Raw genomic sequence first — 24,129 nt, forward strand, 5'->3', positions numbered from 1 at the left:
GGCCACCGCCAACGCTAATAATAAGAACGGTTTTTCCCTATGCAGCAGGACCTCAGCCTCGATACGTTCAGTGATTTGCTCGGCAACCTCTATCAGGGGCCGCTGGAAAACATTCCCTGGGCGACCTTTCTCAATCAGCTCAATGTGTATCTGAATAGCAAGTACGTGACCTTCATCCTGCGTCCACCCAGTGCCCATGTGGATGGCTTGATGGTCAACACCACCGGCACCTCGACCGAGGCGACCGCGTCCTATAACAAACATTTTTTCAGCCTCGACCCGTTCGTCGACCTGCCCAATCGCCAGGTGGTGACCCTCGCCGAGTTCGTCTCCAACGACGACTGGCAGCAATCGGAGTTCTACAAGAACTTCCTCGAACCGGTCGACGTGTTCCACATTCTCGGCGCCGACATCAACACCAGTGACGGCGCCCAGTGCCGGATCCGCATCAGCCGCGGGCGTGACGACAAGCCGTTCGGCAACGAAGAAAAAGCCCTGCTCACCCATTTCATCCCGCACCTGGAACGCTCGATCAAGATCCACATGCAGCTCAATCGCATCGAGGCCGAGCGCAACCTGTACGCCGGGGCGGTGAATCAGATGGCGGTCGGCACGATCATCCTCGACGAGGCCGGCAAGGTGCTGCAAACCAACCAGGTCGCCGATCGACTGATCCAGGAAAAGGACGGCATCAAACTGGTCAACGACGGCCTGCAGGTCGGGACCGCCCGTGACACCCAGGAATTCCGGCGCCTGGTGAAACAGTCGCTGTTGTCGCAGAAGAGCAGCAATCCATCGGTGGTCGAGGCCCTGCGGGTGCAACGGCCGTCCGGAAAGGCCGATCTGGGGATCATCGTGCGTTCGGTGCCGCTGACAGACTGGAGCGAAGGCAAGCAGTGCCCCACGGTGGTGATTTTCATCAGCGACCCGGAGCAGCAATCCACCGCGCCCCAGGAGATCGTGCGCGCACTGTTCGACTTCACCCCGGCGGAAACCCAACTGGCGATGCTGTTGGCCAATGGTCTGACCCTGGACGAAGCCTCGGAAGAACTCGGTATCAGCCGCAACACCTCGCGGGCTCATTTGCGCTCGACCTTCTCCAAGACTGGCGTGACTCGCCAGACCATGTTGGTGCGCCTGATCCTGCGCAGTGTGGCGACGCTCGGTTAGTACACGGCTTGCGCCCTCGTCCGCTTGGACGATGGCGCCCTCACAGGCAAGGCGCACAGTGTGTCTATCCCAACCAGGGGCCTGACCATGCGCAATTGTCCGACCATCCTCAAGACCGAGCTGCTGGCTGAAAGCGGCTACTTTCAGATCGAAGCCTTGCACCTGCAATTCAGCAATGGCCAGCAGCGGGTCTATGAACGCCTGCGCGGTACGGGGTATCGCTCGGTGATGGTGGTGGCGATGCCTGATCCGCTGCATGTGTTGCTGGTCCGGGAGTATGCGGTGGGCGTCGAGAAGACCGTGCTCGGCCTGCCCAAGGGCGGCGCAGAGCCCGATGAAGACTACCTGCAGGCGGCGCAGCGCGAACTTTGCGAGGAAGTCGGTATGCGTGCTGCACGCCTTAGTGAACTTGGCGAGCTGACATTGGCGCCGGGCCACCTGTGTCACCGCTACCGAGTGGTACTGGCCGAACAACTGAGCCCCTGCAAACTGACCGGCGACGAACCCGAACCCCTGGAATGCCTGCGGGTGCCAATGGCACAGATCCCCGAACTGGTAGCCCGAGGCGAACTCAATGAAGCCCGGGCCATTGCCGCCCTGTTCATGGCCACGTCCGCCCTCGCCCGACGTACCTGACACACCACAAACCCTGTGGGAGCAAGGCTTGCCCGCGATGAGGCCGGCAACTTCAACATCACTGTCGCCTGACACACCGCCTTCGCGAGCAGGCTCGCCCCCACAAAGGACCGGTGTTTGTCAGCAAACTCTATGTACACCACCACATCACTGTGGGAGCGAGCCTGCTCGCGAAGAGGCCGGCACCTTCAACATCACTGTCGCCTGACACACCGCCTTCGCGAGCAGGCTCGCTCCCACAAAGGACTGGTGTTTGTCAGCAAACTCTATGTACACCACCACATCACTGTGGGAGCGAGCCTGCTCGCGAAGAGTCCGGCACCTTCAACATCACTGTCGCCTGACACACCGCCTTCGCGAGCAGGCTCGCTCCCACAAAGGACTGGTGTTTGTCAGCAAACTCTATGTACACCACCACATCACTGTGGGAGCGAGCCTGCTCGCGAAGAGGCCGGCACCTTCAACATCACTGTCGCCTGACACACCGCCTTCGCGAGCAGGCTCGCCCCCACAAAGGACCAATGTTTGTCAGCAAACTCTATGTACACCACCACATCACTGTGGGAGCGAGCCTGCTCGCGATGAGGCCGGCACCTTCAACATCACTGCTGTCTGACACACCGCCATCGCGGGCATGCCTTGCTCCCACAGGGGATTGGGGGGGTGGGTTGAAATGGATCGGGTAGTCCATTCGGACGAAGCCACACATCGCCAGTCGCCATAACGTGCCTCTACAACAATAAAATCCATGTCGAGGTTCGCCATGCGAAAAGCCACTTTTGCCCTGTTCATCCTCGTTTGCGCCGGCAGTACCGCCAGCCTGTGCGAGTTGTTCAAGAATGAAGCCTACCGCCCGACCACGGCGTATTTCAGCTGTTCGAGCGCGGCCATCAACTGTTATCCGCCGCTGGTGCGCAATCTGCTCCCATAAAAAAACCACCGGCCCTGTAAACAAGACCGGTGGTTTTCAGTGTTTCAAGGATCAGGTCGGCAACACACCCCGTGACCGCGACAGGGTCAGCACCAGGTCTTCGATCATGTCTTCCTGACCGCCCACCGTACCGCGTCGCCCCAATTCCACCAGCAACTCACGAGCCGCAATGCCGTACTTCTGCTCGGCACGCTTGGCAAACAGCAGGAACGAACTGTAGACCCCCGCATACCCCAGGGTCAGGGCATCGCGATCGAGGCGGATCGGTTGGTCCATCATGGGCACCACCAGGTCTTCGGCAACGTCCATGATCCGGTACAAATCGACGCCACTGTTGACTCCCATCCGCTCCAGCACCGCCACAAACACTTCCAGCGGCGTATTGCCGGCCCCGGCGCCGAGCCCCGCGACCGAACCATCGATTCGCGCAGCGCCCGCTTCGATAGCCGCCAGCGAGTTGGCAATCGCCATGCCCATGTTGTGATGACCATGAAAACCGACTTCAGTCCCGGTATTCAGCCCGGCGCGCAAGGTGCCGATCTTTTGCGTCACTTCGTCGGGCAGCATGTAGCCGGCCGAGTCGGTGCAGTAGATGCAATTGGCGCCGTAGCTCTCCATCAGCCGCGCCTGCTCCAGCAGTTGTTCGGCGCTGACCATGTGCGCCATCATCAGGAAGCCGACGGTGTCGAGGCCCATCTTCGCCGCCATACCGATGTGCTGGCCGGACACATCCGCCTCGGTGCAATGGGTCGCCACGCGAATCGTCGAAACCCCGTGTTCATGGGCCATCTTCAGGTGATCGAGGGTGCCGATCCCCGGCAGCAACAACGCCGAGACCTTGGCCTGCTTCATCAACGGGATCACCGCCGAGAAATATTCCTCGTCGCTGTGGGCCGGAAAACCGTAGTTCAGCGACGCGCCGCCCAAGCCATCGCCATGGGTGATTTCGATCAGCGGCACACCAGCCGCATCCAAGCCGGTCGCAACGCTGATCATCTGCTCCAGGCTGATCTGGTGCTGCTTGGCGTGCATGCCGTCGCGCAGGCTCATGTCGTGCAGACGGACGCTTTTACCTTGTAAATTCATGCTCATCTCCACTCAGCGAACGGGCAGTTGCAGGGCGCCCTTGTGGGCTTCTTCGGCGAACATCTCGGCGGTGCGCAAGCCGGCGGCGGTCATGATGTCGAGGTTACCGGCGGATTTGGGCAGGAAGTCGCCCAGGCCCTCGACCTCGATGAAGATCGACACCTTGCGCCCGTCGAACACCGGCCCGTTGATCAGCTTGTAGCCGGGCACATAGCGCTGCACTTCACGAACCATTTCCAGCACCGAGGTGCGGATCGCATCCTGGTTCGGCTCGTCATCGGTCAGGCAGTGGATGGTGTCGCGCATCATCAGCGGCGGCTCGGCCGGGTTGATCACGATGATGGCCTTGCCGCGCCGGGCACCGCCGATCCGTTCCACCGCACCGGCCGTGGTGCGGGTGAATTCGTCGATGTTCTGCCGCGTGCCCGGGCCCACCGAACCGGAGGAAACGGTGGCGACAATCTCGCCATAACTCACCGGTTGCACCCGCGACACCGCCGCCACCATCGGGATGGTTGCCTGGCCACCGCAGGTGACCATGTTGACGTTCATCGCCAGCGTTGCCGCGTGCTCCTTGAGGTTGACCGGCGGCACGCAAAACGGGCCGATGGCCGCCGGCGTGAGATCGATCATGATCACGCCCAGCTCGTTGAGCTTGCGGCTGTTTTCGGCATGGACGTAGGCCGAGGTGGCATCGAAGGCGATGCGAATATCGTCGTCAAGAACGTGGGGCAGCAAGCCGTCAACACCCTCGGCGGTGGTCTTCACCCCCATTTCCCGGGCACGTTTGAGCCCTTCGGATTGCGGGTCGACGCCGACCATCCACACCGGTTCGATCCACTCGGATCGATACATTTTCATCAGCAAGTCGGTGCCGATGTTGCCGGGGCCGATAATGGCCGCTCTGAGTTTCTTGCTCATCCGGTTAAATCCCCACAGGTCAGGCGCAGAAAGACACCCGGGCACTGCTCAGGCCATCGATGGTCAATGAGAAACTGTCGCCGGCACGGGCCGGTTCCAGCGGCACCAGCGAGCCCGAGAGAATGATTTCCCCCGCCTTGAACGGAATGCCGAAGGCGCCCAGGGTATTGGCCAGCCAGGCCACGGCGGTCAGCGGATTGCCCTGCACCGCCGAGCCGAGGCCCTCACTGAGGGGCGCACCGTTTTTCGACACGCGCATGCGCAGGTTGGGCAGGTCCAGCTCGCGCGGGTCGACCTGGCTGTCGCCCAGCACGAACACCCCGCAGGACGCATTGTCGGCAACGGTGTCCTGGATGCGGATGCGCCAGTCGCGGATCCGCGAATCGACAATCTCGAAACACGGCATCACGTATGCGGTGGCGTCCAGCACATCGGCTTCGGTGATGCCGGGGCCGACCAGATCGCGCTTGAGCTTGAAGGCAATCTCACCTTCGGCCCGGGGCTGGATCAGCTTATTGGCAGACAGGGAAATCCGGGCGTCATCGGCGAAGGACATTTGCCGGGTGATAAAACCGAAATCCGGCTGATGCACATTGAGCATCTGCTGCACCGCCGCCGAGGTCACGCCGATTTTCTTGCCGACGATCTCATCCCCGGCCGCCACTCGCCGTTCGATGCTGTAGAGGGAAATGTGGTAGGCGTCTTCGATGCTGATCGCCGGCCAACGCTCGGTCAGCGGCGCCAGCGTGCGGCCGCTCAGCAGCGCCTGATACAGCTCTTCGCCGAACTCGCGGCGCAATTGCACGCTCATCGGCGGGCCTCCCCGAGGAATGCGAGGCACTGGCGATTGAACCGTTCACGGTGCTCGACCTGGACCCAATGTCCGCATTCGCTAAGCAGCACGAATTGAATATTTCGGCAGTGCTGCATCATGGTGTGTGCGCCCGACACCGGGCAGAATTTGTCGTTCATGCCCCAGAACCCGAGGATCGGGCGCTGCAATTCGCCCAGGCGCTCGGTCATGTTCGGCACTTGCATGGTCGACAGCACACAGACCGGCTGCTGCTGCACCACGGCCACTCGTTCGTTGACCGTCTCGTCGCTGATCAGGGTGTCGTCAAACAATTGCAGCGCCAGCAAGCGACGCATGCCCGCCGCGTCGTTCAGCTCACCCTTGGCGAAGGCCGCGCCCATTTTCTGGATGCCTTCCATTTGCAGGTAGTACTGCTCTTTTTCCATCAGGCCACCGGGGGCCATCAGCACCAGGCGGCTGACCCGTTGCGGCTGGTCGAGCGCCAGTTTGATCGCGATGGCGCCGCCCAGGGAGTTGCCGACCAGCACGCATCGCTGGATATCCAGGGCGTCGAGCAGACCGCTCAGGGCGGTGACGAAGAAATCGAGGGTGTAGAGGGTGTCGGGTTTGTCCGAAGCGCCGTAGCCCGGCAGGTCGGGGACGATGACGCGGTAGCCCGCGTCGGCGAACACCGGGTAATTCTGTTTGAAGTTGCTGTGACCGCTGGCACCCGGTCCGCTGCCGTGAACGAAAATAACCGGCTCGCCGCTGCCGATGTCTTGCTCGCCGATATCTTGATAGTGCAGCTGCAGTCCATCCGGCAGCGTAACGAAGTGCCCTTGCGCTGAAGCGCCCATAAGGTGTCCTCCCGGCCTGTTGTTGTCATCGGATTATTCCGAGGGGCCGGGCAATCAACATCGTCCGACAGGACTACGCGACGGCAGGAGCCGGCTTGCCGGCGAAGGCGTCCGCATGGGCGGTGCAAATCTCAAGGCCCTCTTCGCTGGCAAGCCAGCTCCCACAGTGATTGGGTTGAATGAACAATTCGCGGCTGACGCAACACCTGTAGGAGCCGGCTTGCCGGCGAAGGCGTCCGCCTTGGCGGTGCACGGCTCGAGGTCCTCTTCGCTGGCAAGCCAGCTCCTACACAGCCTCGTCCTCTAGTCTTATCGGACGTTGGCCAATGGAGTCGCCAGACCTAGCATCGGAAGCATTTCCGAACCACAAGACGAGGCACCCATGCTTGATCCGATGGACTTTCGCGGCAAAGTGGTACTGGTTACCGGCGGTGGCAAAGGGGTCGGGCGCGGCATCAGCCAGCGCTTTCTCGAATACGGCGCCGACGTCGTGATCTGCGGTCGCGAAGCCCCGCAGACCTTGCCAGCCAGTGGCGGGCGTGAGGCGCTGTTTGTGCCTTGCGATCTGCGGGATGTCGAGCAATCGGGGCGGTTGATCGAGCGAATTGTCGAGCGCTTCGGTCGCCTCGATGTGCTGGTCAACAACGCCGGCGGCTCACCGAACGCCGAGGCCGCCAGTGCCTCGCCGCGCTTCAGCGAATCGATCATCCGCCTGAACCTGCTGGCGCCGCTGAATCTGTGTCAGCAGGCCAACCGGGTGATGCAGGCGCAGCCCGAGGGTGGCGCGATCATCAATATCTGCAGCGTCAGCGCCACCCGCCCGTCTCCCGGCACCGCCGCCTATGGCGCGGCCAAGGCCGGGTTGCTCAACCTGACCACCTCGCTGGCCGTGGAGTGGGCGCCCAAGGTGCGGATCAACGCCGTGACGGCCGGGTTGATACTCACCGAGCAGGCAGCCATGCATTATGGCGACGACGCCGGAATCGCCCGGGTGGCAGCGACCATTCCGTTGCAGCGCCTGGCAAATCCTGAAGATATCGGCGATGCCTGTCTGTACCTGGCCTCACCGCTGGCACGTTATGTCAGCGGCGCGGATATTGCCGTGCACGGCGGCGGTGAACGACCTGCGTTTCTTGACGCGGCCCTATCCCATTGAAAACCAGGAGTTGCACCATGTCTGCGATTGCCAGCCACAGCGTCCTGCTCGACCTCAGCCTGCCAGCCGCGTGGGCGAAATTGCGCGACCTGAGCCTAGCCCCGCACTACGTACCGGGCTTGACCGGTTGCCAGTTTCACCCAGGCGCCCATGAAGGCGTGGGCGCCAGCCGCCGGGTGTTTCGAAAGGGTGGGCAATGGCTGGATGAGACCGTGGTGCAATGGCAGGAAGGCGTCGGCTTTGTGTTGGTCCTGCACAAGGCCAGTGGCGGCGCACCTTTCCCCTTTCGCGAGGCCTGCTTCAGCTACACCCTGCAAGCCGAGGGCGACGCCACGCGCATTACCACCCGGATGAGCTACAGCCTGCGCGGTGGCCGGCTGGTGGAGGGGTTGCTGGGCAAGGCGTTCAACAAGGTGGTGCGCGAGATCGCCCTAAACCTCAAGGCCTATTACGAAACCGGCAAAACCCAGAATGCCGATCTGGTTCAGGGACGTACGTTGAACTCTGCCCTGTAAACACCACTTTCCCTGTGGGAGCAAGGCTTGCCCGCGATGGCGGCTTGTCAGGTGGCATTGATGCTGGATGTGCCGGCCCCTTCGCGAGCAGGCTCGCTCCTACAGTGGGTTTGCGTCGACCATTGAAACTGGAATCGAGGCTTAACCTTGTGGGAGCGAGCCTGCTCGCGAAAGCGGTGTGTCAGTCGACATCACTATTGGATGTGCCTGCCCCTTCGCGAGCAGGCTCGCTCCTACAGTGGATTTGCGTCGACCATTGAAACTGGAATCAAGGCTTAACCTTGTGGGAGCGAGCCTGCTCGCGATGGCGGTGGGTCAGCCGACATCACTATTGAATGTGCCGGCCTCTTCGCGAGCAGGCTCGCTCCTACAGTGGATTTGCGTCGACCATGGAAATTGGAGTCGATGGTTAACCTTGTGGGAGCGAGCCTGCTCGCGAAAGTGGTGTGTCAGTCGACATCACTATTGGATGTGCCGGCCCCTTCGCGTTCAGGCTCGCTCCTACAGAGGTTGATTTCGCTCCAGAAGGCCTTCATCGAGCGGATCTTGCCGTCGGCATCGAACTCCATCACGTCGATCACGTGCAGCGAACACGGCTGCCCTGCCCACTCCATGTCGACCCGAAACGGCATTGCACCGCAACCGTTGAGGGTTGCACGCACCGGCCCCGTCAGCGTCGCCGATACTTTGCCGGTGCCCAGCCCTTCACGGTAGAAGCGTTCAATGGCGACGATGCCCCGCAACGGGGTTTGACCCACAGGGTCTTCGACCACCGCGTCCTGGCTGTAGAGCGCAATGATTTCGTCGATATCACCGGCATCCACCAACTCCACATAGCGCGCCATGATCGCCTGAATCTGTTGTGCACCGATCATTCAGACCACCTCGAACAATGCAGCAGCGCCCATGCCGCCACCGATGCACATGCTCACCACCACGTAACGCAAACCGCGGCGCTGGCCCTCGACCAATGCGTGCCCGACCATTCGCGCACCGGACATCCCGAAAGGATGCCCAATGGAAATCGCCCCGCCGTTGACGTTCAAGCGGTCGGCGGGAATACCCAGGGTGTCGCGGCAGTACAGTACCTGGCAGGCGAATGCTTCGTTCAGCTCCCAAAGACCGATATGGTCCATGGTCAGGCCATGGCGCTTGAGCAGCTTCGGAATCGCATAGATCGGGCCAATGCCCATCTCGTCCGAATTGCAGCCCGCAACCGCCATGCCGCGATAAATCCCCAGCGGTTCCAGGCCACGTTTTTCCGCCATTTTCGCGCTCATCAACACCGAGGCCGAAGCGCCGTCGGACAGTTGCGAGGCGTTGCCGGCGGTGATGAAGCGGCCCTTGTCGCTCCACTGGCCACCCGGCCATACCGGCTCGAGCGCATTCAGGCTTTCTCGGGTGGTGTCGATGCGGTTGCACTCGTCGCGCAGCAAGGTCACGGTTTCAAAACGGGTTTCGCCCGTGGCCTTGTCGACGATGGCCTTGCGGCTGGCCAGCGGTGCCAGTTCACGGTCAAAGCGTCCGGCACTCTGGGCCAGGGCGGTGCGCATCTGGCTCTGGTAGCTGTATTCGTCCTGCTCTTCACGGGAAATGCCGTAACGTGCGGAGACGATCTCGGCGGTTTCGATCATCGGTATATAAGCGTGCGGATCGAGTTCGATCACCGCGCCGGACTGGTTGCGATACAGGTTCTTGTGTTTGTTCTGCACCAGGGAAATCGACTCCAGGCCACCGGCCACGGCGATATCGATTTCGTCGCACATGATGCCTTTGGCGGCCATGGCAATGCTCATCAACCCCGACGAGCATTGGCGCTCGACCGCCATCCCGGCGACGGAAGCCGGCAAGCCGCCGGCAATCGCGCACAGGCGCCCAAGATTGTAGGACTGGGTGCCCTGTTGCGCAGCGGCACCGATGATCACATCGTCGACTTCCCCCGGCTCGATGCCGGCGCGGCGAACGGCTTCGCGCACCACGTGGCCACCCAGTTGCGGCGCTTCGGTGTCATTGAACGCGCCGCGAAAGGCCTTGCCGATGGGCGTGCGGGCGGTCGAAACGATGACGGCTTCTTTCATGCTCAATTCCTCGGGAATACTGCTGACTGACTCAGGCGGGGTAATAGCGGCTGATGGTGTCGACCACGCAACCGGGGCGTTCCTCGCCCTCGATCTCGACGCTGACGCGGATGGTCGCCTGAACGCCGCCCTTCACTGCCTCGACCGCGACCAATTGCGCGCTGCCCCGTACTCGCGAGCCGACGCGGACCACGGCGGGAAAACGCACCCGCTCGCAGCCGTAATTGACGCCCATGGCCAGGCCGCGCACCTCGACGATCTGCGGAAGAAACAGGTTGACCAGGGACAGGCTCAGGTAGCCGTGGGCAATGCAGGTGCCAAAGGGTCCGCTGGCAGCCTTGACCGGATCGACGTGAATCCATTGGTGATCGCCCGTGGCCTCGGCGAACCGGTCGATGCGTTCCTGCTCCAGAAGCAGCCAGTCACTGACGCCCAGGGCCTCGCCCACGGCGTCGGACAAGGCCAGGGGCGTGTCGAATATACGTGGCATGTTCAAGCCCTCTGGCTGGACACCGACAACACTTCGCCGGTCATGTAGGAGCTGTAATCGCTGGCCAGGAACATCATCACGTTGGCCACTTCCCAGACCTCGGCGGCGCGGCCGAAGGCTTCGTTGGCGGCGAGCTGATCAAGCACCGCCTGGGGTGCGGATTTGCGCAGGAAATCGTGCAAGGCAATGCTCGGACTGACCGCGTTGATGCGGATGCCATGTTCAGCGGCCTCCACCGCCGCGCAACGGGTCAGCGCCATGACCCCGGCCTTGGCGGCGGCGTAATGCGCCTGTTCTTTCTGCGCCCGCCAGCCCAACACCGAAGCGTTATTGACGATGACCCCGGCCCGCCGCGCGATCATCTTCGGCAGCATGGCGCGGGTCATGCGCATGGTGCCGGTCAGCGTCACATCGAGGACCCGGTTCCACTCATCGTCGGACATCTCCACCAGCAGCCGTGAACCGCCGAGCCCGGCGTTATTGATCAGTACATCGACGCCCTGCAGATCCCGCTCGGCGCCGGCGATCAGTTGCTGCACCTGGGTTTCGTCAGCGACGTTACAGACCTGGCTGAAAACCTGTTCAAGACCGGTGGTCTGGCGGATCTTCGACACCGCTTCGGCCAGCCGGCCTTCATGGATATCGCTGATCATCAAGGCGCGGCAACCTTCCTCGGCCGCACGCACGGCGGCGGAAAAACCGATGCCGGCGCCCGCCGCCGCGGTGATCAATACCGACTTGCCGCGCAGCAGGCCGTGACCTGCAACATAGTGAGGAACAGACATGCAAAACTCCTTGATCAGGTGCGCGGACGCGGTTCCTTGGGCATTCCCAAGGCGCGCTCGGCGATGATGTTGCGCTGGATTTCGTTGCTGCCGCCGTAGAGGGTGTCGGCGCGACTGAACAGGTACAGCGACTGCAAGCGGGTGAGTTGATACGGCGCGGCTTCGAGCAATTCGGCTTCGGCGCCGAGCACGTCCATCGCCAACTTGCCGAGGCTGGCGTGCCAGGTCGACCAGAACAGCTTGTAGATGGTCGCCTCCTTGCGCAGCGACCCGTCCTGCGCACCGGAAAGCATGCGCAGCGAGTTGTAGCGCATGATCCGCAGCCCGCTCCAGGCGTCGGCCAGACGCTGGCGCATCACCGGATCGCGCGCGGCACCGTTGGCCTTGGCGATGGCGATGATTTCGTTGAGTTCGTTCTGGAACTGCATCTGCTGGCCAAGCGTCGAGACACCACGCTCGAACCCGAGCAGCGCCATCGCAATCTTCCAGCCCTCCCCCGGTTCGCCAATGATGTTGGCGGCGTCGGTTCGGGCGTCGTCGAAGAACACTTCGTTGAATTCCGAGGTGCCGGTCAATTGCTCGATCGGCCGTACGGTGACTCCTGCCTGATCCATCGGCACCAGCAGGAACGACAAGCCGCGATGGCCCACGCTGCCGGGCTCGGTACGGGCGATCACGAAGCACCAGTCCGATTCATGGGCCAGCGAGGTCCAGACCTTTTGCCCGTTGATCACCCAGCTACCGCTGGTTTCGTCCAGCGTGGCGCGGGTCTTGACGTTGGCCAGATCCGACCCGGCGCCCGGCTCGGAATAGCCCTGGCACCAGAACTCGGTGCCGCTGACGATGCCCGGCAGAAAGCGCCGATGTTGCTCGGCAGTGCCGAACGCGGCGATGGTCGGACCGGCCAGGCCTTCGCCGATATGGCCCATGCGTCCGGGACCGCCGGCGCGGGCGTACTCTTCGTGGAAAATCACTTGCTGACTGATCGACAGGCCGCGTCCGCCGTGTTCCGGCGCCCAGCCGACGCATGTCCAGCCACCCTGGGCCAGTTTGCGCTCCCAGGCTTTGCGTTCCTCGGGAAACATGTGCTCATCGCCCGGCCCGCCGCGAAAGCGCAGGGGCTCGAATTCACCGCAAAGGTTGGCGCCCAACCAGTCGGCCACTTCCCGACGGAAACCCTCGTCCTGCTCACTGAAACTGATCTTCATGGCTGCTCCCCGAGAATCACTGTGGCAATCCGCTCGCGATGCCAGGCCGGTCGCCCGAGAAAGCTCTCGCTGGCGCGGGCGCGCTTGAAATAGAGGTGCGGGTCGTATTCCCAGGTGAAACCGACGCCGCCGTGCAACTGGATCGATTCGGATGCGCAGTGGAAACAGGTTTCAGAGCACTGTGCCTTGGCCAGCGCCGCCGCCAGCGGAAGTTCGGCGGCCACCTGCGGGTCGCCCGACGGGTCGAGGACTTCCTGGGCCACGCATGCCGCGTAATAACTGGCCGAACGGGCGCATTCGACTTGCAGCATCATGTCGGCGGCACGGTGTTTGAGGGCCTGGAAACTGGCAATGGGACGGCCGAACTGCTGGCGCTCCTGCATGTAGGCAACGCTCAGGTCGAGCACCTGCTGGGCACCACCCGTCTGTTCGGCGGCCAGGCCGATGCAGGCCAATTGCAGGGTTTTCTCCAGCGCAGGCCAGCCGGCACCGAACTCGCCAAGCAGGCAGTCGGCGTCGAGATACAGGTTCTTGAGCTGGATCCGGGCCTGGCGCCGGGTCTGGTCCATGGTCGGCAACATCTGCCGCTCGATCCCGGCGCGCTTCGCGTCCACGGCGAACAGGCTGATACCCGACTCGCCGGCCGTTCCGGGCGATCGCGCGGCAACGATCAGGAGGTCGGCGCCATGGCCGTCGAGGACATGCTTGAGGGTACCGTCGAGTACGAACCCGTCACCCTCGGCAACCACGGTTGACTGGATATCCTGCGCCGACCAGCCATTCGCGCTGCTGAAGGCCAGGGTCGCGGTGAGGCTGCCGTCGGCGATCGACGGCAACCAGCGTTGCTTCTGTTCCTCGTTGGCCGCCAGCAACAACGCAGGCGTGGCCATGCAGGCGGTGGCGAAAAACGGTGAGCACAGCAGGCGACGGCCCATCTGTTCCAGCAAAATCGCCAGTTCGACGAAGCCCAGGCCAAGCCCGCCGTACGCTTCCGGAATATGGATCGCCGGCCAGTACATCTCGCGGCACAGCCGCTGCCAGAGAGCCTCGTCGAAACCTCGCTCGCTGACCATTGCCGCTCGCACGGCGGCAGAGTCCGACACATCGGCGAGAAAACCCTCGGCCGATGCGCGGATCATTTCCTGTTCGTCGCTGAATGCAAACTCCATCGCGGCGCCTTCTGCTCGTTAAGCGGGGCGCGCATGGCGCAACACCCCTTTGAGCTTCGAGTTTGGCGTCCGCCGAACGCGGCAGAATCGTTAGCCCTGCCTAGTCCGAACGGGCGATGTCGCGGTGATGGTTTTGCGAAGGGAGCCGATCAGCGGCAATCGGCTGCGAGGTGGACGAGCAGCGCTGCGTGGTCCGGTTTCAGATAGGGTTCGACTTCCCCGACCTTGCACGCTGCCAGGCCCCGCAGTTCCGGTTCAAGGGGCTCCTGGGCGAACAGCAGCCCCACTGGACGGTTGGCGCCTTGCAACTGCGCAACTGTCAGCGTCGTCACCGGCCGGCCCATGTAGTAGACCAGGCGGATATCCGGCTCACCAACGCTGTAGGCTTTCTGGCCCGGTTGCCCGGCGGCCAGCGTGGCGACCTGCTCAAGGCCACCGACCCGATGCGACAACACCCGGGCTTCGACGAACATGTAAAACACCACAAACCCGGCCAGCATCACGTAAGGAACCGTGGCCAGGCATGCCCGCCAGCGCCCCTTCGCGGTGTCGAACACCGCGGCCCAATGCATCGCCAGCAGCAATGCCATGGAAGGGTAAATCGGCAGCAGATACTTGCCGTGCTTCTCGGTGAAACAGGAAAAGACCAGCAGCGGCAGCAGGCTGCAACACAGCAGCATGGCGGCCTCGCGGCGCGCGCGGATCATTGCCCAGAAGCGCCGGGGCTGAACAAACACGATCAGCCAGAACGGAAAGAAATCACCGGCCAGGTACAACAGATAGGCGTACCAGGCCTCGGCACCTTGACCGTCGATCTTCTTCACGATGTCTTCGTTGACGATCGATGCCCAGATGCCCCATCCCTGGTTCATGGACACTGCCACATACCAGGAGCCGCCCAGCACCAAAGCAATCAGCCAGCCCCAGCCGTCGCACAGATAGGCCTTGGCCCGGGCATCGCGATAGATCAGGGCGTAAGCCAGGATCGGCGCCGTCACCCACAACAGGCAGACGGGGCCCTTGGTCAGCAGTGCACAGCCTAAAAGCACATAGCTGAGTCGGCTCCAAATGGCACGGCCCTGCTGGAAAATGAAGTGCCAGGCCGCCAACAACGCGCCGAAACACAGCAAGGTCAGCAGCATCTCGATTTCCGAGCGACGGGCGAACAGGCTGAAGGCCCCGTTCGCGGCCAGAAACACCACCGCGAACAAACCGGCCTGGCGTCCGGCCTGCCTGACGCCGTACAGATAGGTGCCGATGCAGCACACCGTCGCGGCCAGCGCCGACGGCAAGCGGACGCTCCATTCGGACAAACTGCCCAGCACCGCTGTTGAAACCAGGCCCGCCCAATAGAAAAACGGCGGCTTGGACAGGTACAAGTCGCCGTTCATGTAGGGCAGCAGCCAGCTCCCCGCCTCACGCATTTCCCGTACGGTGACGGCTCTGCGGGCCTCGTTGACACTGAGGAATGGCACACTGCCCAGTCCCCAGAAAAACAGCAACGCAATGGCTACGGCGGCGAGCAAGGCGACAGTGCGCAACGACAAAGAACTCAGGATTAACCTCATCAGGATTTCTCCCCACGCAATACCTGAGAACTCTTCGTTTTAGCGAGCCCGAAGAACAGATCGGGCTCACCGATGATGTACAACTCGAGTAATCCTGCTTTCCTTGCTTTACTCATGGGTTCTCTCAATCCCAACTAAAACGATACACATGTCCAGGCTGCCCCGGATGGCATTGGCCGTTATCGGCATCGGCGCCGACGATCGACCATTCGGCACGGGATGTTTCGCCCAATTCATGGGCGGCCTCGGGTTTGAAACACTTGCCCAGCAACTCGTCCGGGACCAGGGCATAGGCCTTGGGATTCTCGCGCAGCCATTTCGCCGCTTGCTCGACCGTCGAATCAGCCATGCCGAAATGCACGATCGGCTGACGGGCCAACAGCCAGTGCCCCTCACGCCAGTTGACCAGCACCAGGTCCGCGCCGTGCGTCATGGTATTGGCCTGCGCCATGATTGCTTCGTGGGGATTGTCGCCTTCCTTGATCGGTTCGATGAAACCACGGGCGAACCACAGCGCGAACCAGCATGCGACCAGTACCGGGAATACCCGGCGCAAGCGTGGGCGTTGCTTGAACCAGCGTCCCAGCAGCCACGGCATCAGTGGCGCGGCCGCCAGCACCAACCCCGGCAGCGCCGGGTAGATGTACAACTTGCGCTTGCCGGCACTGATGCAGAAGAACAGCACCACCAGCGCGACCCAGCCGAGCAGCACCAGCACGCGGCCGTCGCGCTTTTGCAGTTGCCGGCGCCAGGCCGGTACCAGCCAAGGCAGCGCCAGGACCAGCGGCAGCCAGTATTGCGGGATGACGTTGGTGAAGAAGTACCAGAACGGTTCGCGGTGATCCCACGAGGCGGCGTAGCGCCCGGCCGTCTGGCGCAGGAGGATTTCCCGGGCGTAGGCGACTTCGTCAGCCGTGCCATTGAACACGATGGTCAAGGCCAGTGGCAGCAACCAGACAGCAATTGCCGCCAGCATCACCAGCAACCCCAGCAGCCACTTGCGCGCCTCGCCCGGCATCGCCACCACACCAGTCCAGCGCTTGCGCACCGCGTAGCCATACGGAATCAGCAGCAGCGCCGGCAAAAAGCCCACGCCTTTGGTAATCACCCCGATGCCCATGGCCGCGCAGCCTATGTAGAACCAGCGCCACGCGGGGCCGAGCAACAAGTGACGCGCCAGACCGTACAGGCCCAGCGTGGTGAACAGCACCAGGAAGCTGTCGATCTGACCGGTGCGCAGGATGCTGTAGGTCTGATAGGTAGCCAGGAACAACAGCGCGGCATTACGCCCGATGCGCTGGTTCCACAACCGGCGCCCCAGGTCGTAGACCATCGCCGTGACCGACACCGCCGAAAGCAACCCCGGAATATAAAGGGCCAGGTTGGGCTTGCCAGTGAGCCAGGCGAAAAACGCCACCGTCCACATGAAAATCGGCGGCTTGTCGCCGTAGATCTCACCCGCACGGTGCGGAATCAGCCAGGAGCCGTGATGCAACATTTCCAGGGCCACGCCGAGGAAACGTTCCTCATCGACGTTCTGTGCCTGACGCAGCCCCAGGCCGGCGCCGACCAACAGCAAGGCGAGCAGCATCAGGCCCAGGCATTCGATCCTGGGCGATAACGATCGGCGCATGACTTATTCCTTGAGGTGTTTGCTTTTGGCAATCAATTGCAGGTTGCGCAGGTACACGATCGAACCAAAGGCCTGACCGGCAATGAACACCGGGTCCTGCCGGTAGATGGCATACGCCAGCAGCAAGGTGCTGCCGACGATGCTCAAGTACCAGAAACTGGTGGGAATCACGCTGCGCTTCTTGTATTCGCTGTACAGCCACTGCAAGACAAAACGGCCGGTGAACGCGATCTGGCCAACGAAGCCGATGACCAGCCACAGGGTTTCACGGGTCATGGTTATCATCCTTCGATCTCTTGGGCAGTGGTATTCAGGCGCGTGCGCTTGATCAGCCACCAGACGCCGATCAGGTCGAGAATGCCCACCAGGGCGCGGTCGATGTTGCCGTACTTGGACACCCCGGCCGTGCGTGGCCGGTGGTTGACCGGATGGACGATCATTCGGCCATTGTGGCGCTGGATCAGCGCCGGAATGTAGCGGTGCATATGGTCGAAATACGGCAGGCGCAGAAACGCCGCCCGCTCGATCAGCTTCAATCCGCAGCCGGTGTCCGGGGTGGAGTCCTTGAGCAGGCGGCGACGCAGGTTGTTGGCAAAACGCGAGGCCCAGCGCTTGCTGGCGGTATCGCGGCGGTTGACCCGGTGCCCGGCGACCAGCTGTACATCGACCATGCCCTGCTTGCCCTGCACCAGCGCCAGCATGCCGGGGATGTCCGCCGGGTCGTTCTGGCCGTCGCCATCGAGCGTGGCCAGCCATTGCCCACGGGCCTCTTGCGCCGCGTGGTACAGCGACGTGCTTTGCCCCAGCGACTGCTCGTGCCGCAGGATGCGCAGGGTACTCAGGCCGTCGTGCTTGAGCTGCCGCAACTCGTGCAAGGTGGCGTCGGTGCTGCCATCGTCGACCACGATGATTTCATAGGATTCATCAACCAGGGCCGCGCGAACTTCCTCAAGCAAGGGCTTGAGGTTGTTCGCTTCGTTCTTGGCTGGAATCAATACCGATACAAAAATGTCCTGGCTCATAGAGTCCCCTCTTTTTTTTCATTTTCTGTTATCAGAGGTGAACGCTTCATATCTGATAAAACTGCCGATACCACTTCACAAACTCCTTCACGCCGGTGGCAACGGCCACCTGCGGACTGAAATCGATCCACTCTGTCAGGGCCGAGATGTCGGCCCAGGTCTTGACTACATCCCCGGCCTGCAGCGGCATGTAATTGCGCTTGGCCGGTGTGTCCAATGCCAATTCCAGGCATTCAATGAAATCCATCAGCGCCACGGGCTGGCCGCGACCGATGTTGAACAGGCGATTGACGCCCTTGTCCGGTGCGGACGGCACCGGCGGACGGGTACGCAGACGGGCGATACTTTCGACGATGTCGTCGATGTAGGTGAAATCCCGCGCCATCTCGCCCTGATTGTAGACATCGATGGGCTGGTCTTTAAGGATGGCCTTGGTGAACTTGAACAGCGCCATGTCAGGCCGGCCCCAGGGCCCGTACACGGTAAAGAAGCGCAGACCACTGGACTTGATGCCATACAGATGGCAATAACTGTCGGCCAGCAGTTCATTGGCGCGCTTGCTGGCCGCGTACAACGAAACCGGGTGATCGACGGCGTCTTCGACGCTGAACGGAAGCTTGCTGTTGCTGCCGTACACCGAGCTGCTCGAGGCGTAGATCAAATGCTCCGGACGATGGTGCCGGCAGGCTTCCAGGACATTGACGAAGCCCACCAGGTTGGATTGAGTGTAGACATCCGGGTTGTCCAGCGAATAACGCACGCCGGCCTGGGCAGCCAGGTGCACCACTTCGGTAAACCGCTGCTCTTCGAACAAGGCCAGCAACGCCGGTTTGTCGACGATGTCCATTTTCCGGAAACTGAAGCCCGGCAAGGCCTCCAGTTCCTTGAGTCGCGCCTGCTTGAGCGTGACGTCATAGTAATCGTTGAGGTTGTCGATGCCGACCACCTCATGACCGTCCAGGCACAAGCGCCGGGCGGTATGAAAGCCTATGAAACCGGCGACGCCGGTGACCAGAATGGTCATGACCCGTCGGTCAACACGTTGTGCCGGGTGAAAAACAACGTCAATCTCATGCTTGGCTCCATATCTCTTGAAAAATCGATGACGTTGTCGATGTGCAACAGCACGCGGCACCCAATCATGCCAGACTGCCGTGCGCAGCGACGCATACGGTGCCCGGCAGATTGTAAAAATGCCGTTAACATTTCATTCAGGTTTCGTGTTTCCGCCCGGATGAAACAACGATTTGTGTTGCCATCGACGCACGCCCATCTAAAGTGCATTGACGCAAAGAATACATGAACCGGGTAAGGATGCAGAACCATGAGCACCGAGCAAGCGACAACTTTTGACGAACCGCGCCTCAACAGCACGGAAATTCGCATTTTGGGTTCGTTGATCGAGAAACAGGCCACCAGCCCGGAAACCTATCCCCTGACCCTCAATGCCCTGGTAATTGCCTGCAATCAGAAAACCAGCCGCGAACCGGTGATGAACCTGACCCAGGGTCAGGTCGGCCATAGCCTGCGCGCCCTCGAAGGACGCGGTTTCACCAAATTGGTGATGGGCAGCCGCGCAGATCGCTGGGAACACAAGGTCGACAAGGCCCTGGAGCTGGTGCCGGCCCAGGTGGTTCTGATGGGGCTGCTGTACCTGCGCGGCCCGCAAACCGTCAATGAACTGCTGACCCGCAGCGGGCGCATGCATGACTTCGAAGATACCGAGCAGGTCGTTCATCAACTGGAGCGCCTGATCGCCCGCGACCTGGCACTGTTGATCCCGCGCCAGGCCGGGCAGCGGGAAGACCGCTACATGCACGCCATGGGCGATCCGGCAGACATCGAAGCGATCCTCGCCGCGCGGCAGAACCCGGTCGAACGCAGTGGCGGCAGCGGCGTTTCGGTCGAGCGGATCGAAGAGCTTGAAGCGCGAATTGCGGCGCTGGAAGAGCGGTTGGCGCGGTTGGAGTAAAACCGATAACTCAAATCCAATGTGGGAGCGAGCCTGCTCGCGAAAGCGGTCGTCCAGTGACACTGATGCTGGATGCGCCGCCGCCTTCGCGAGCAGGCTCCCACATTGGTGTTGTAATGTCCCTTACTCCCCGTCCCAGTAATCCACCCCATCCGCCTGCCGGGCCACGGCGACGAATCCCGAGGCGTTGCCCTCGACATCAACCTTGAAGTCATCCATCACCGCATACTTTCCGGAGTCCGGGTATTCACAGATGTCCGGTGATTGCTGGGTACTGACTGCCAGGTAACGTAATTCGGCATCGCTGGTGTTGATGATCTGGTGCGCCGACTCCGGGCCGCCCGGCGGGCAGGCAATCACGTCACCGGCACGGATCGCAAAGCGCTCGGCCCCCAGTCGCACTTCCCCTTCCCCAGCCACGATATAGAACATTTCTTCGTTGACCCGATGGCTGTGAAACGGGCTGCCACGCATGCCGGGCTCCAGCGCATACAAACGATAACCGAGCTTTTGCGCGCCCAGTTGCTGGCCAATGCGTGCCTGGCGCTGTCGATAGCGACCGGCGGCTTCACCGGTGGGGGCAAACGCTTCGGGCAGCGGCAGGAGTTCGGCCTGATCCAGGTTGAGAATCGCGGGATGCATGGAAACCTCGGTCACGGTGCCGGTTGCAGGAGGGCAAATCTTTGCTTGCCGGCCAGCAGTATAGATAGAGGTTTATCTGCAAGACCGGGCTGCCTCCTTCGCGAGCAGGCTCGCTCCTACACTTGACCGCATTTCATCTGGAGGAAACCGGTCGAATGTGGGAGCGAGCCTGCTCGCGAAGAGGCCAGTACAGTCGGCAAACAAAACCTGGGATCAACCCCGGGCAAACTCTACCGCTTTCTGGAACTGCTCCGGCGTCGGCCGCACACCGGTATAAAGCACAAACTGCTCCAGCGCCTGGATCGCAATCACTTCCAGTCCGGTGATCACTTGCTTGCCCTCGGCACGACCGCGCACGATCAGCGGCGTTTCCGAGGGAATCGCCACCACATCGAAGACGATGTCCGCAGCCACAATCGCATCGGCATCGAACGCCAATTGGTCGGCTTCCGGCCCGCCGGTCATGCCGACCGGGGTGACGTTGATCAGCATTTGCGGGCGCCGCGAGCCCAGTTCGGCTTGCCATGGGTAATCCAGGGATTCGGCCAGGGCGCGGCCGGCCTGCTCGTTGCGGGCCACGATCAGGCCGTTCCTGTAACCACCATCGCGCAAGGCGCTGGCCACGGCCTTGGCCATGCCACCGCTGCCGCGCAGGGCAAAGGTGGTGTCCTTGGGCACTGCGTGGGTGCCCAACAACTGGGCAATCGCGATGTAATCGGTGTTGTAAGCCTTGAGGTGGCCCTTGGTGTTGACGATGGTGTTGATCGACTGGATGGCGGCGGCCGAGGCGTCCAGCTCATCGACCAGGGCAATGCAGGCTTCCTTGAACGGCATGGACACGCCACAACCGCGAATGCCCAAGGCACGAATGCCGCCCACCGCACCCGGCAAGTCCTGGCTGCTGAAGGCCTTGTAGTAGAAATTCAGCCCCAACTGTTCATACAGATGATTGTGAAATCGCAGGCCAAAGTTCCCTGGCCGCCCGGAGAGGGACATGCACAGCTGGGTGTCTTTGTTCGGGTTCATCTGCATGCGAATCTCCTTGCAATGCACTTTCAGATGGACGGGATTAGCCGGCCATCGTGTTCTGATCGATCATGGTGGCGTGCCTGCACGCGGTTTCAAGCGACCGTAAGCAAGCCGGTACAGACCTTACACAAAATTTACCCAACGGCTGTGCTGATTTTCGAAAAAACGCTGTCTTAGTTGTATCCCCGCGACGATCCTTGGGTCTATCGCAGACACAAGCGCCGGGTCGAAGAACCGAGGAATTATCATGAACCGTAAAATCCCCACAGTTGCCTTGCTGATTGGCGCCCTGGCTGTCGCGGGGCAGGCGCAAGCCCATGGTGGTGGTAATGACGCGGCGGTATTTGGCACGATCGTCGGTACGGCCATCGTCGGCTCGGCCCTGATCAACGCCAACCGGCCGGTGTATGTCGCGCCACAACCGGTCTATGCCCAACCGGTCTATGCCCAGCCTGCGCCGGTCTACTACGCACCGCCCCCTCCGGTTTATTACCAGCCGGCGCCGGTGTACGTACAACAACCGATCTACTACCGTCCGGCACCGGTCTACTACGGGCCACCCCGTGGTTATTACTACGGCCATCCCCACGGTTACGGTCGCTGGTAACAGTTCATCAGGCCCCGCCCGAAAGCGCGGGGCTTTTTTATGCCCGGGTTTTGATCCCCTGTAGGGGTTGCCGTTCGTCGGCCCACGTCTGGATAAATCTCGTCAGTGTCGCTATCGGGACACTATCGGCGGCTCAAGCGGGCAAGATTGACTCGCCCCGCCCCTTTGGGGAAAACCGTCATATTTATGTCATGTCAGAGCCGCAAGCTTGAACCTGTCCGCCAACAACAGGTTGATAACAACAAGGACGCCCCTCATGCCCACGCAAAACCCGCACCGTATCGTCGGTTTATGCACCTCCAGCAAGGTGTACAACGCCCTGACCGAACTCAGGCACCTTGAAGGTCATCGCAGCGCCAAGTTCCTCTCGCTGCTGACGCAAAACCTGGTGCGCAAAGGCCTGCTCAACGAGCAGGAAGTGGTCCATATGCTCGATCAGGTGGTCGACTGAGCGACAGATGGTCACTTGGCCTCAACGGCGTCAATGAGCACTATCGAAAAGGGTGATTGTCGGAAAAATCGCCGGCCCCGTAAGGTAGCTCCATAGATTGATGGAGGTACCTTTGATGTCTCAAGTCCAGATCATGTCCGTTATCGGCAGCGCCGTTCCCGCACCGCTCAGAGCGTCGGGCCTGCTTGCCTGCTGGTATCTGGTGCTCGACGGCGAGCCGATCAGCGGTCCGCTCACCTCGCTGCCGGCCGCCCAGGCAATGTCACAGCGTGTCAGCTTGGGCCAGACGGGCAAACTCAATGCCTAAGGCAGCTGAACCCGCGGTTTGGTTTCGAGGAAAATATCCCAGCTCGACATGAACAGGGCCGCAATCAACGGCCCGATGACGAAGCCATTGAGGCCAAAGATCGCCAGGCCGCCCAGGGTCGAGATCAGGATCAGATAGTCCGGCATCTTCGTATCCTTGCCCACCAGGATCGGTCGCAATACGTTATCCACCAGGCCGATCACGAAAATCCCGAACAACCCCAGCACTACGCCCTGCCAGATCGCCCCGGTGAACAGGAAAAACACCGCCACCGGCGCCCAGACAATCCCCGCCCCCACCGCCGGCAACAACGATAGAAACGCCATCAATACTGCCCAGAGCAACACGCTCGGTATGTCCAGAAACCAGAAAATCAAACCGCCCAACGCGCCTTGCGTGATCGCTACCAGCAGGTTGCCCTTCACGGTGGCCCGCACCACGCGATTGAATTTGAGCTGCAAACGGCGTTTCTGGTGTTCCTGCAACGGTACGGCGGAGCGGACTTTACGCGCCAGTTCGGCGCCGTCCCGCAGAAAGAAGAACAGCAGGTAGAGCATGATGAAGAAACTCACCACGAAATCGAAAGTGCCCTGACCGAAACTGAAGACCTGTGTGGCGACAAACTCATTGCCCGACACCGCACTCTTGATGATTTTCTCCCGCAACCCATTCAGCTCGCCAACCCCGAACCGATCGAGCAAGTGCTGAAAGTACGGCGGCAGGCTGTGTTTGAAATGGGTCACGTACCCGGCAATGTCCAGTTCCCCGCTTTCGATGCTTTTGTAGAGCGTCGCGCCCTCCTGGACCAGAAAGATGCCGAGGACTATCACCGGCAGGATCGCAATCACCAGGCAGATGCTCAAGGTGAGCAGCGACGTGATGTTGCGTTGCCAGCCGAACTTCAATTGCAATCGGCGCTGCAGCGGCGCAAAGAGGATGCCGAGGATGACCGCCCAGAACACCGCACCGTAAAACGGCAGCAGGATCCAGATGAACGCGATGCTCACAAGCCCCAGCAGGACCGTCAGCGATTTGTCGTGCAGTGTCTCTTCGTTCATGTCTGATCCATGCCGATGCGCCGGGACGCGAAGGTACGTCCTGAT

27 protein-coding genes are annotated in these 24,129 nt (G+C 61.5%); 9 read left to right on the top strand and 18 right to left on the bottom strand.

Annotated features, from left to right (window positions below; translation table 11 throughout):
* Positions 1-39: 39 nt before the first annotated feature.
* From LAB08_RS20455 to LAB08_RS20465, 3 genes are all read left to right on the top strand, one after another.
* Entirely contained in the window at positions 40-1,170 is a 1,131-nt protein-coding gene (locus LAB08_RS20455) for a helix-turn-helix transcriptional regulator (protein ID WP_096509996.1), read from the top strand.
* Between the two features lie 87 nt (positions 1,171-1,257).
* Positions 1,258-1,806: an ADP compounds hydrolase NudE gene (nudE, locus tag LAB08_RS20460; protein WP_096509995.1), complete on the top strand. Its 549-nt coding sequence runs from the start codon at positions 1,258-1,260 to the stop codon at positions 1,804-1,806.
* Positions 1,807-2,569: 763 nt separating this feature from the next.
* Positions 2,570-2,737 carry a hypothetical protein gene (locus LAB08_RS20465; protein WP_172901577.1) on the top strand — a complete coding sequence of 56 codons (168 nt, stop codon included), beginning with the start codon at positions 2,570-2,572 and terminating at the stop codon, positions 2,735-2,737.
* Between the two features lie 51 nt (positions 2,738-2,788).
* Here the strand turns inward: LAB08_RS20465 and dmpG are convergent, their stop codons facing one another.
* Genes dmpG through LAB08_RS20485 form a run of 4 tightly spaced genes read right to left on the bottom strand, consistent with a single transcriptional unit; the run spans position 2,789 to position 6,394 of the window.
* Positions 2,789-3,823 (bottom strand): 4-hydroxy-2-oxovalerate aldolase, encoded by a 1,035-nt coding sequence (gene dmpG, locus LAB08_RS20470; RefSeq protein ID WP_096509994.1) that lies wholly within the window; start codon positions 3,821-3,823, stop codon positions 2,789-2,791.
* Positions 3,824-3,835: 12 nt separating this feature from the next.
* Entirely contained in the window at positions 3,836-4,744 is a 909-nt protein-coding gene (locus tag LAB08_RS20475; protein WP_096509993.1) for an acetaldehyde dehydrogenase (acetylating), read from the bottom strand.
* A 19-nt stretch (positions 4,745-4,763) separates the two neighbouring features.
* Entirely contained in the window at positions 4,764-5,555 is a 792-nt protein-coding gene (locus LAB08_RS20480) for a fumarylacetoacetate hydrolase family protein (protein WP_096509992.1), read from the bottom strand.
* Positions 5,552-6,394, bottom strand: a complete 843-nt coding sequence (locus LAB08_RS20485; RefSeq protein WP_096509991.1) for an alpha/beta fold hydrolase — start codon at positions 6,392-6,394, stop codon at positions 5,552-5,554. The genes LAB08_RS20480 and LAB08_RS20485 overlap by 4 nt, the downstream gene beginning before the upstream one ends.
* Before the next feature lie 382 nt (positions 6,395-6,776).
* On the opposite strand from LAB08_RS20485, the gene LAB08_RS20490 reads away from it, so the two are divergent.
* Both LAB08_RS20490 and LAB08_RS20495 read left to right on the top strand, forming a co-directional pair.
* Positions 6,777-7,550, top strand: a complete 774-nt coding sequence (locus LAB08_RS20490) for an SDR family oxidoreductase (protein WP_096509990.1) — start codon at positions 6,777-6,779, stop codon at positions 7,548-7,550.
* A gap of 17 nt (positions 7,551-7,567) precedes the next feature.
* Entirely contained in the window at positions 7,568-8,065 is a 498-nt protein-coding gene (locus tag LAB08_RS20495) for an SRPBCC family protein (protein WP_096509989.1), read from the top strand.
* 449 nt (positions 8,066-8,514) lie between these two features.
* Here the strand turns inward: LAB08_RS20495 and LAB08_RS20500 are convergent, their stop codons facing one another.
* From LAB08_RS20500 to LAB08_RS20550, 11 genes are all read right to left on the bottom strand, one after another.
* Positions 8,515-8,940 carry a steroid Delta-isomerase gene (locus tag LAB08_RS20500; RefSeq protein ID WP_096509988.1) on the bottom strand — a complete coding sequence of 142 codons (426 nt, stop codon included), beginning with the start codon at positions 8,938-8,940 and terminating at the stop codon, positions 8,515-8,517.
* Entirely contained in the window at positions 8,941-10,143 is a 1,203-nt protein-coding gene (locus LAB08_RS20505) for an acetyl-CoA C-acyltransferase (protein WP_096509987.1), read from the bottom strand.
* Between the two features lie 31 nt (positions 10,144-10,174).
* Positions 10,175-10,633, bottom strand: a complete 459-nt coding sequence (locus LAB08_RS20510; protein ID WP_096509986.1) for a MaoC family dehydratase — start codon at positions 10,631-10,633, stop codon at positions 10,175-10,177.
* A gap of 2 nt (positions 10,634-10,635) precedes the next feature.
* Entirely contained in the window at positions 10,636-11,418 is a 783-nt protein-coding gene (locus tag LAB08_RS20515) for an SDR family oxidoreductase (RefSeq protein WP_096509985.1), read from the bottom strand.
* A gap of 14 nt (positions 11,419-11,432) precedes the next feature.
* Positions 11,433-12,626, bottom strand: a complete 1,194-nt coding sequence (locus tag LAB08_RS20520) for an acyl-CoA dehydrogenase family protein (RefSeq protein ID WP_096509984.1) — start codon at positions 12,624-12,626, stop codon at positions 11,433-11,435.
* Positions 12,623-13,795 (bottom strand): acyl-CoA dehydrogenase family protein, encoded by a 1,173-nt coding sequence (locus LAB08_RS20525; RefSeq protein WP_096509983.1) that lies wholly within the window; start codon positions 13,793-13,795, stop codon positions 12,623-12,625. The genes LAB08_RS20520 and LAB08_RS20525 overlap by 4 nt, the downstream gene beginning before the upstream one ends.
* 149 nt (positions 13,796-13,944) lie before the next feature.
* Positions 13,945-15,363: an ArnT family glycosyltransferase gene (locus LAB08_RS20530; RefSeq protein ID WP_254007484.1), complete on the bottom strand. Its 1,419-nt coding sequence runs from the start codon at positions 15,361-15,363 to the stop codon at positions 13,945-13,947.
* A gap of 124 nt (positions 15,364-15,487) precedes the next feature.
* Positions 15,488-16,996 (bottom strand): ArnT family glycosyltransferase, encoded by a 1,509-nt coding sequence (locus LAB08_RS20535; RefSeq protein ID WP_096509982.1) that lies wholly within the window; start codon positions 16,994-16,996, stop codon positions 15,488-15,490.
* A 3-nt stretch (positions 16,997-16,999) separates the two neighbouring features.
* Positions 17,000-17,278 (bottom strand): lipid-A-disaccharide synthase N-terminal domain-containing protein, encoded by a 279-nt coding sequence (locus LAB08_RS20540; RefSeq protein ID WP_096515267.1) that lies wholly within the window; start codon positions 17,276-17,278, stop codon positions 17,000-17,002.
* Positions 17,278-18,018, bottom strand: a complete 741-nt coding sequence (locus tag LAB08_RS20545) for a glycosyltransferase family 2 protein (RefSeq protein ID WP_096509981.1) — start codon at positions 18,016-18,018, stop codon at positions 17,278-17,280. The genes LAB08_RS20540 and LAB08_RS20545 overlap by 1 nt, the downstream gene beginning before the upstream one ends.
* 46 nt (positions 18,019-18,064) lie before the next feature.
* Positions 18,065-19,042 (bottom strand): NAD-dependent epimerase/dehydratase family protein, encoded by a 978-nt coding sequence (locus tag LAB08_RS20550; RefSeq protein ID WP_096509980.1) that lies wholly within the window; start codon positions 19,040-19,042, stop codon positions 18,065-18,067.
* Between the two features lie 300 nt (positions 19,043-19,342).
* On the opposite strand from LAB08_RS20550, the gene LAB08_RS20555 reads away from it, so the two are divergent.
* On the top strand, positions 19,343-19,990 hold the full coding sequence (locus tag LAB08_RS20555; protein ID WP_096509979.1) for a YceH family protein: 648 nt from the start codon (positions 19,343-19,345) through the stop codon (positions 19,988-19,990).
* Positions 19,991-20,113: 123 nt separating this feature from the next.
* On the opposite strand, the gene LAB08_RS20560 is transcribed toward LAB08_RS20555, so the two are convergent.
* Entirely contained in the window at positions 20,114-20,632 is a 519-nt protein-coding gene (locus LAB08_RS20560; protein WP_096509978.1) for a cupin domain-containing protein, read from the bottom strand.
* Between the two features lie 213 nt (positions 20,633-20,845).
* Positions 20,846-21,664: a shikimate 5-dehydrogenase gene (locus LAB08_RS20565; RefSeq protein ID WP_096509977.1), complete on the bottom strand. Its 819-nt coding sequence runs from the start codon at positions 21,662-21,664 to the stop codon at positions 20,846-20,848.
* Between the two features lie 244 nt (positions 21,665-21,908).
* On the opposite strand from LAB08_RS20565, the gene LAB08_RS20570 reads away from it, so the two are divergent.
* The 3 genes from LAB08_RS20570 to LAB08_RS20580 all read left to right on the top strand — a co-directional run bounded on the left by LAB08_RS20570 (position 21,909) and on the right by LAB08_RS20580 (position 23,026).
* Positions 21,909-22,268, top strand: a complete 360-nt coding sequence (locus LAB08_RS20570) for a hypothetical protein (RefSeq protein WP_096509976.1) — start codon at positions 21,909-21,911, stop codon at positions 22,266-22,268.
* A 256-nt stretch (positions 22,269-22,524) separates the two neighbouring features.
* Positions 22,525-22,719 carry a hypothetical protein gene (locus LAB08_RS20575; protein WP_096509975.1) on the top strand — a complete coding sequence of 65 codons (195 nt, stop codon included), beginning with the start codon at positions 22,525-22,527 and terminating at the stop codon, positions 22,717-22,719.
* A gap of 115 nt (positions 22,720-22,834) precedes the next feature.
* The gene (locus tag LAB08_RS20580) at positions 22,835-23,026 is read left to right on the top strand and encodes a hypothetical protein (protein WP_096509974.1); all 192 of its coding nucleotides are present in this window, start codon (positions 22,835-22,837) and stop codon (positions 23,024-23,026) included.
* Here LAB08_RS20580 and LAB08_RS20585 read toward each other — a convergent pair.
* Positions 23,023-24,084 carry an AI-2E family transporter gene (locus tag LAB08_RS20585; RefSeq protein WP_096509973.1) on the bottom strand — a complete coding sequence of 354 codons (1,062 nt, stop codon included), beginning with the start codon at positions 24,082-24,084 and terminating at the stop codon, positions 23,023-23,025. The two genes, LAB08_RS20580 and LAB08_RS20585, sit on opposite strands and share 4 nt — an antisense overlap.
* Between the last annotated feature and the right edge of the window lie 45 nt (positions 24,085-24,129).

This window comes from Pseudomonas izuensis (genome assembly GCF_002356535.2).
Classification (GTDB): domain Bacteria; phylum Pseudomonadota; class Gammaproteobacteria; order Pseudomonadales; family Pseudomonadaceae; genus Aquipseudomonas; species Aquipseudomonas izuensis.

Coding starts and splice junctions, on each gene's coding strand:
- LAB08_RS20560 (WP_096509978.1), bottom strand. CDS start 20,632: ATGCATCCCGCGATTCTCAACCTGGATCAGGCCGAACTCCTGCCGCTG.
- LAB08_RS20555 (WP_096509979.1), top strand. CDS start 19,343: ATGAGCACCGAGCAAGCGACAACTTTTGACGAACCGCGCCTCAACAGC.
- LAB08_RS20455 (WP_096509996.1), top strand. CDS start 40: ATGCAGCAGGACCTCAGCCTCGATACGTTCAGTGATTTGCTCGGCAAC.
- LAB08_RS20490 (WP_096509990.1), top strand. CDS start 6,777: ATGCTTGATCCGATGGACTTTCGCGGCAAAGTGGTACTGGTTACCGGC.
- LAB08_RS20530 (WP_254007484.1), bottom strand. CDS start 15,363: ATGAGGTTAATCCTGAGTTCTTTGTCGTTGCGCACTGTCGCCTTGCTC.
- LAB08_RS20500 (WP_096509988.1), bottom strand. CDS start 8,940: ATGATCGGTGCACAACAGATTCAGGCGATCATGGCGCGCTATGTGGAG.
- LAB08_RS20565 (WP_096509977.1), bottom strand. CDS start 21,664: ATGCAGATGAACCCGAACAAAGACACCCAGCTGTGCATGTCCCTCTCC.
- LAB08_RS20480 (WP_096509992.1), bottom strand. CDS start 5,555: ATGAGCGTGCAATTGCGCCGCGAGTTCGGCGAAGAGCTGTATCAGGCG.
- dmpG (WP_096509994.1), bottom strand. CDS start 3,823: ATGAATTTACAAGGTAAAAGCGTCCGTCTGCACGACATGAGCCTGCGC.
- LAB08_RS20505 (WP_096509987.1), bottom strand. CDS start 10,143: ATGAAAGAAGCCGTCATCGTTTCGACCGCCCGCACGCCCATCGGCAAG.
- LAB08_RS20580 (WP_096509974.1), top strand. CDS start 22,835: ATGTCTCAAGTCCAGATCATGTCCGTTATCGGCAGCGCCGTTCCCGCA.
- LAB08_RS20495 (WP_096509989.1), top strand. CDS start 7,568: ATGTCTGCGATTGCCAGCCACAGCGTCCTGCTCGACCTCAGCCTGCCA.
- LAB08_RS20510 (WP_096509986.1), bottom strand. CDS start 10,633: ATGCCACGTATATTCGACACGCCCCTGGCCTTGTCCGACGCCGTGGGC.
- LAB08_RS20515 (WP_096509985.1), bottom strand. CDS start 11,418: ATGTCTGTTCCTCACTATGTTGCAGGTCACGGCCTGCTGCGCGGCAAG.
- LAB08_RS20550 (WP_096509980.1), bottom strand. CDS start 19,042: ATGACCATTCTGGTCACCGGCGTCGCCGGTTTCATAGGCTTTCATACC.
- LAB08_RS20475 (WP_096509993.1), bottom strand. CDS start 4,744: ATGAGCAAGAAACTCAGAGCGGCCATTATCGGCCCCGGCAACATCGGC.
- LAB08_RS20485 (WP_096509991.1), bottom strand. CDS start 6,394: ATGGGCGCTTCAGCGCAAGGGCACTTCGTTACGCTGCCGGATGGACTG.
- LAB08_RS20545 (WP_096509981.1), bottom strand. CDS start 18,018: ATGAGCCAGGACATTTTTGTATCGGTATTGATTCCAGCCAAGAACGAA.
- LAB08_RS20525 (WP_096509983.1), bottom strand. CDS start 13,795: ATGGAGTTTGCATTCAGCGACGAACAGGAAATGATCCGCGCATCGGCC.
- LAB08_RS20570 (WP_096509976.1), top strand. CDS start 21,909: ATGAACCGTAAAATCCCCACAGTTGCCTTGCTGATTGGCGCCCTGGCT.
- nudE (WP_096509995.1), top strand. CDS start 1,258: ATGCGCAATTGTCCGACCATCCTCAAGACCGAGCTGCTGGCTGAAAGC.
- LAB08_RS20520 (WP_096509984.1), bottom strand. CDS start 12,626: ATGAAGATCAGTTTCAGTGAGCAGGACGAGGGTTTCCGTCGGGAAGTG.
- LAB08_RS20585 (WP_096509973.1), bottom strand. CDS start 24,084: ATGAACGAAGAGACACTGCACGACAAATCGCTGACGGTCCTGCTGGGG.
- LAB08_RS20535 (WP_096509982.1), bottom strand. CDS start 16,996: ATGCGCCGATCGTTATCGCCCAGGATCGAATGCCTGGGCCTGATGCTG.
- LAB08_RS20465 (WP_172901577.1), top strand. CDS start 2,570: ATGCGAAAAGCCACTTTTGCCCTGTTCATCCTCGTTTGCGCCGGCAGT.
- LAB08_RS20575 (WP_096509975.1), top strand. CDS start 22,525: ATGCCCACGCAAAACCCGCACCGTATCGTCGGTTTATGCACCTCCAGC.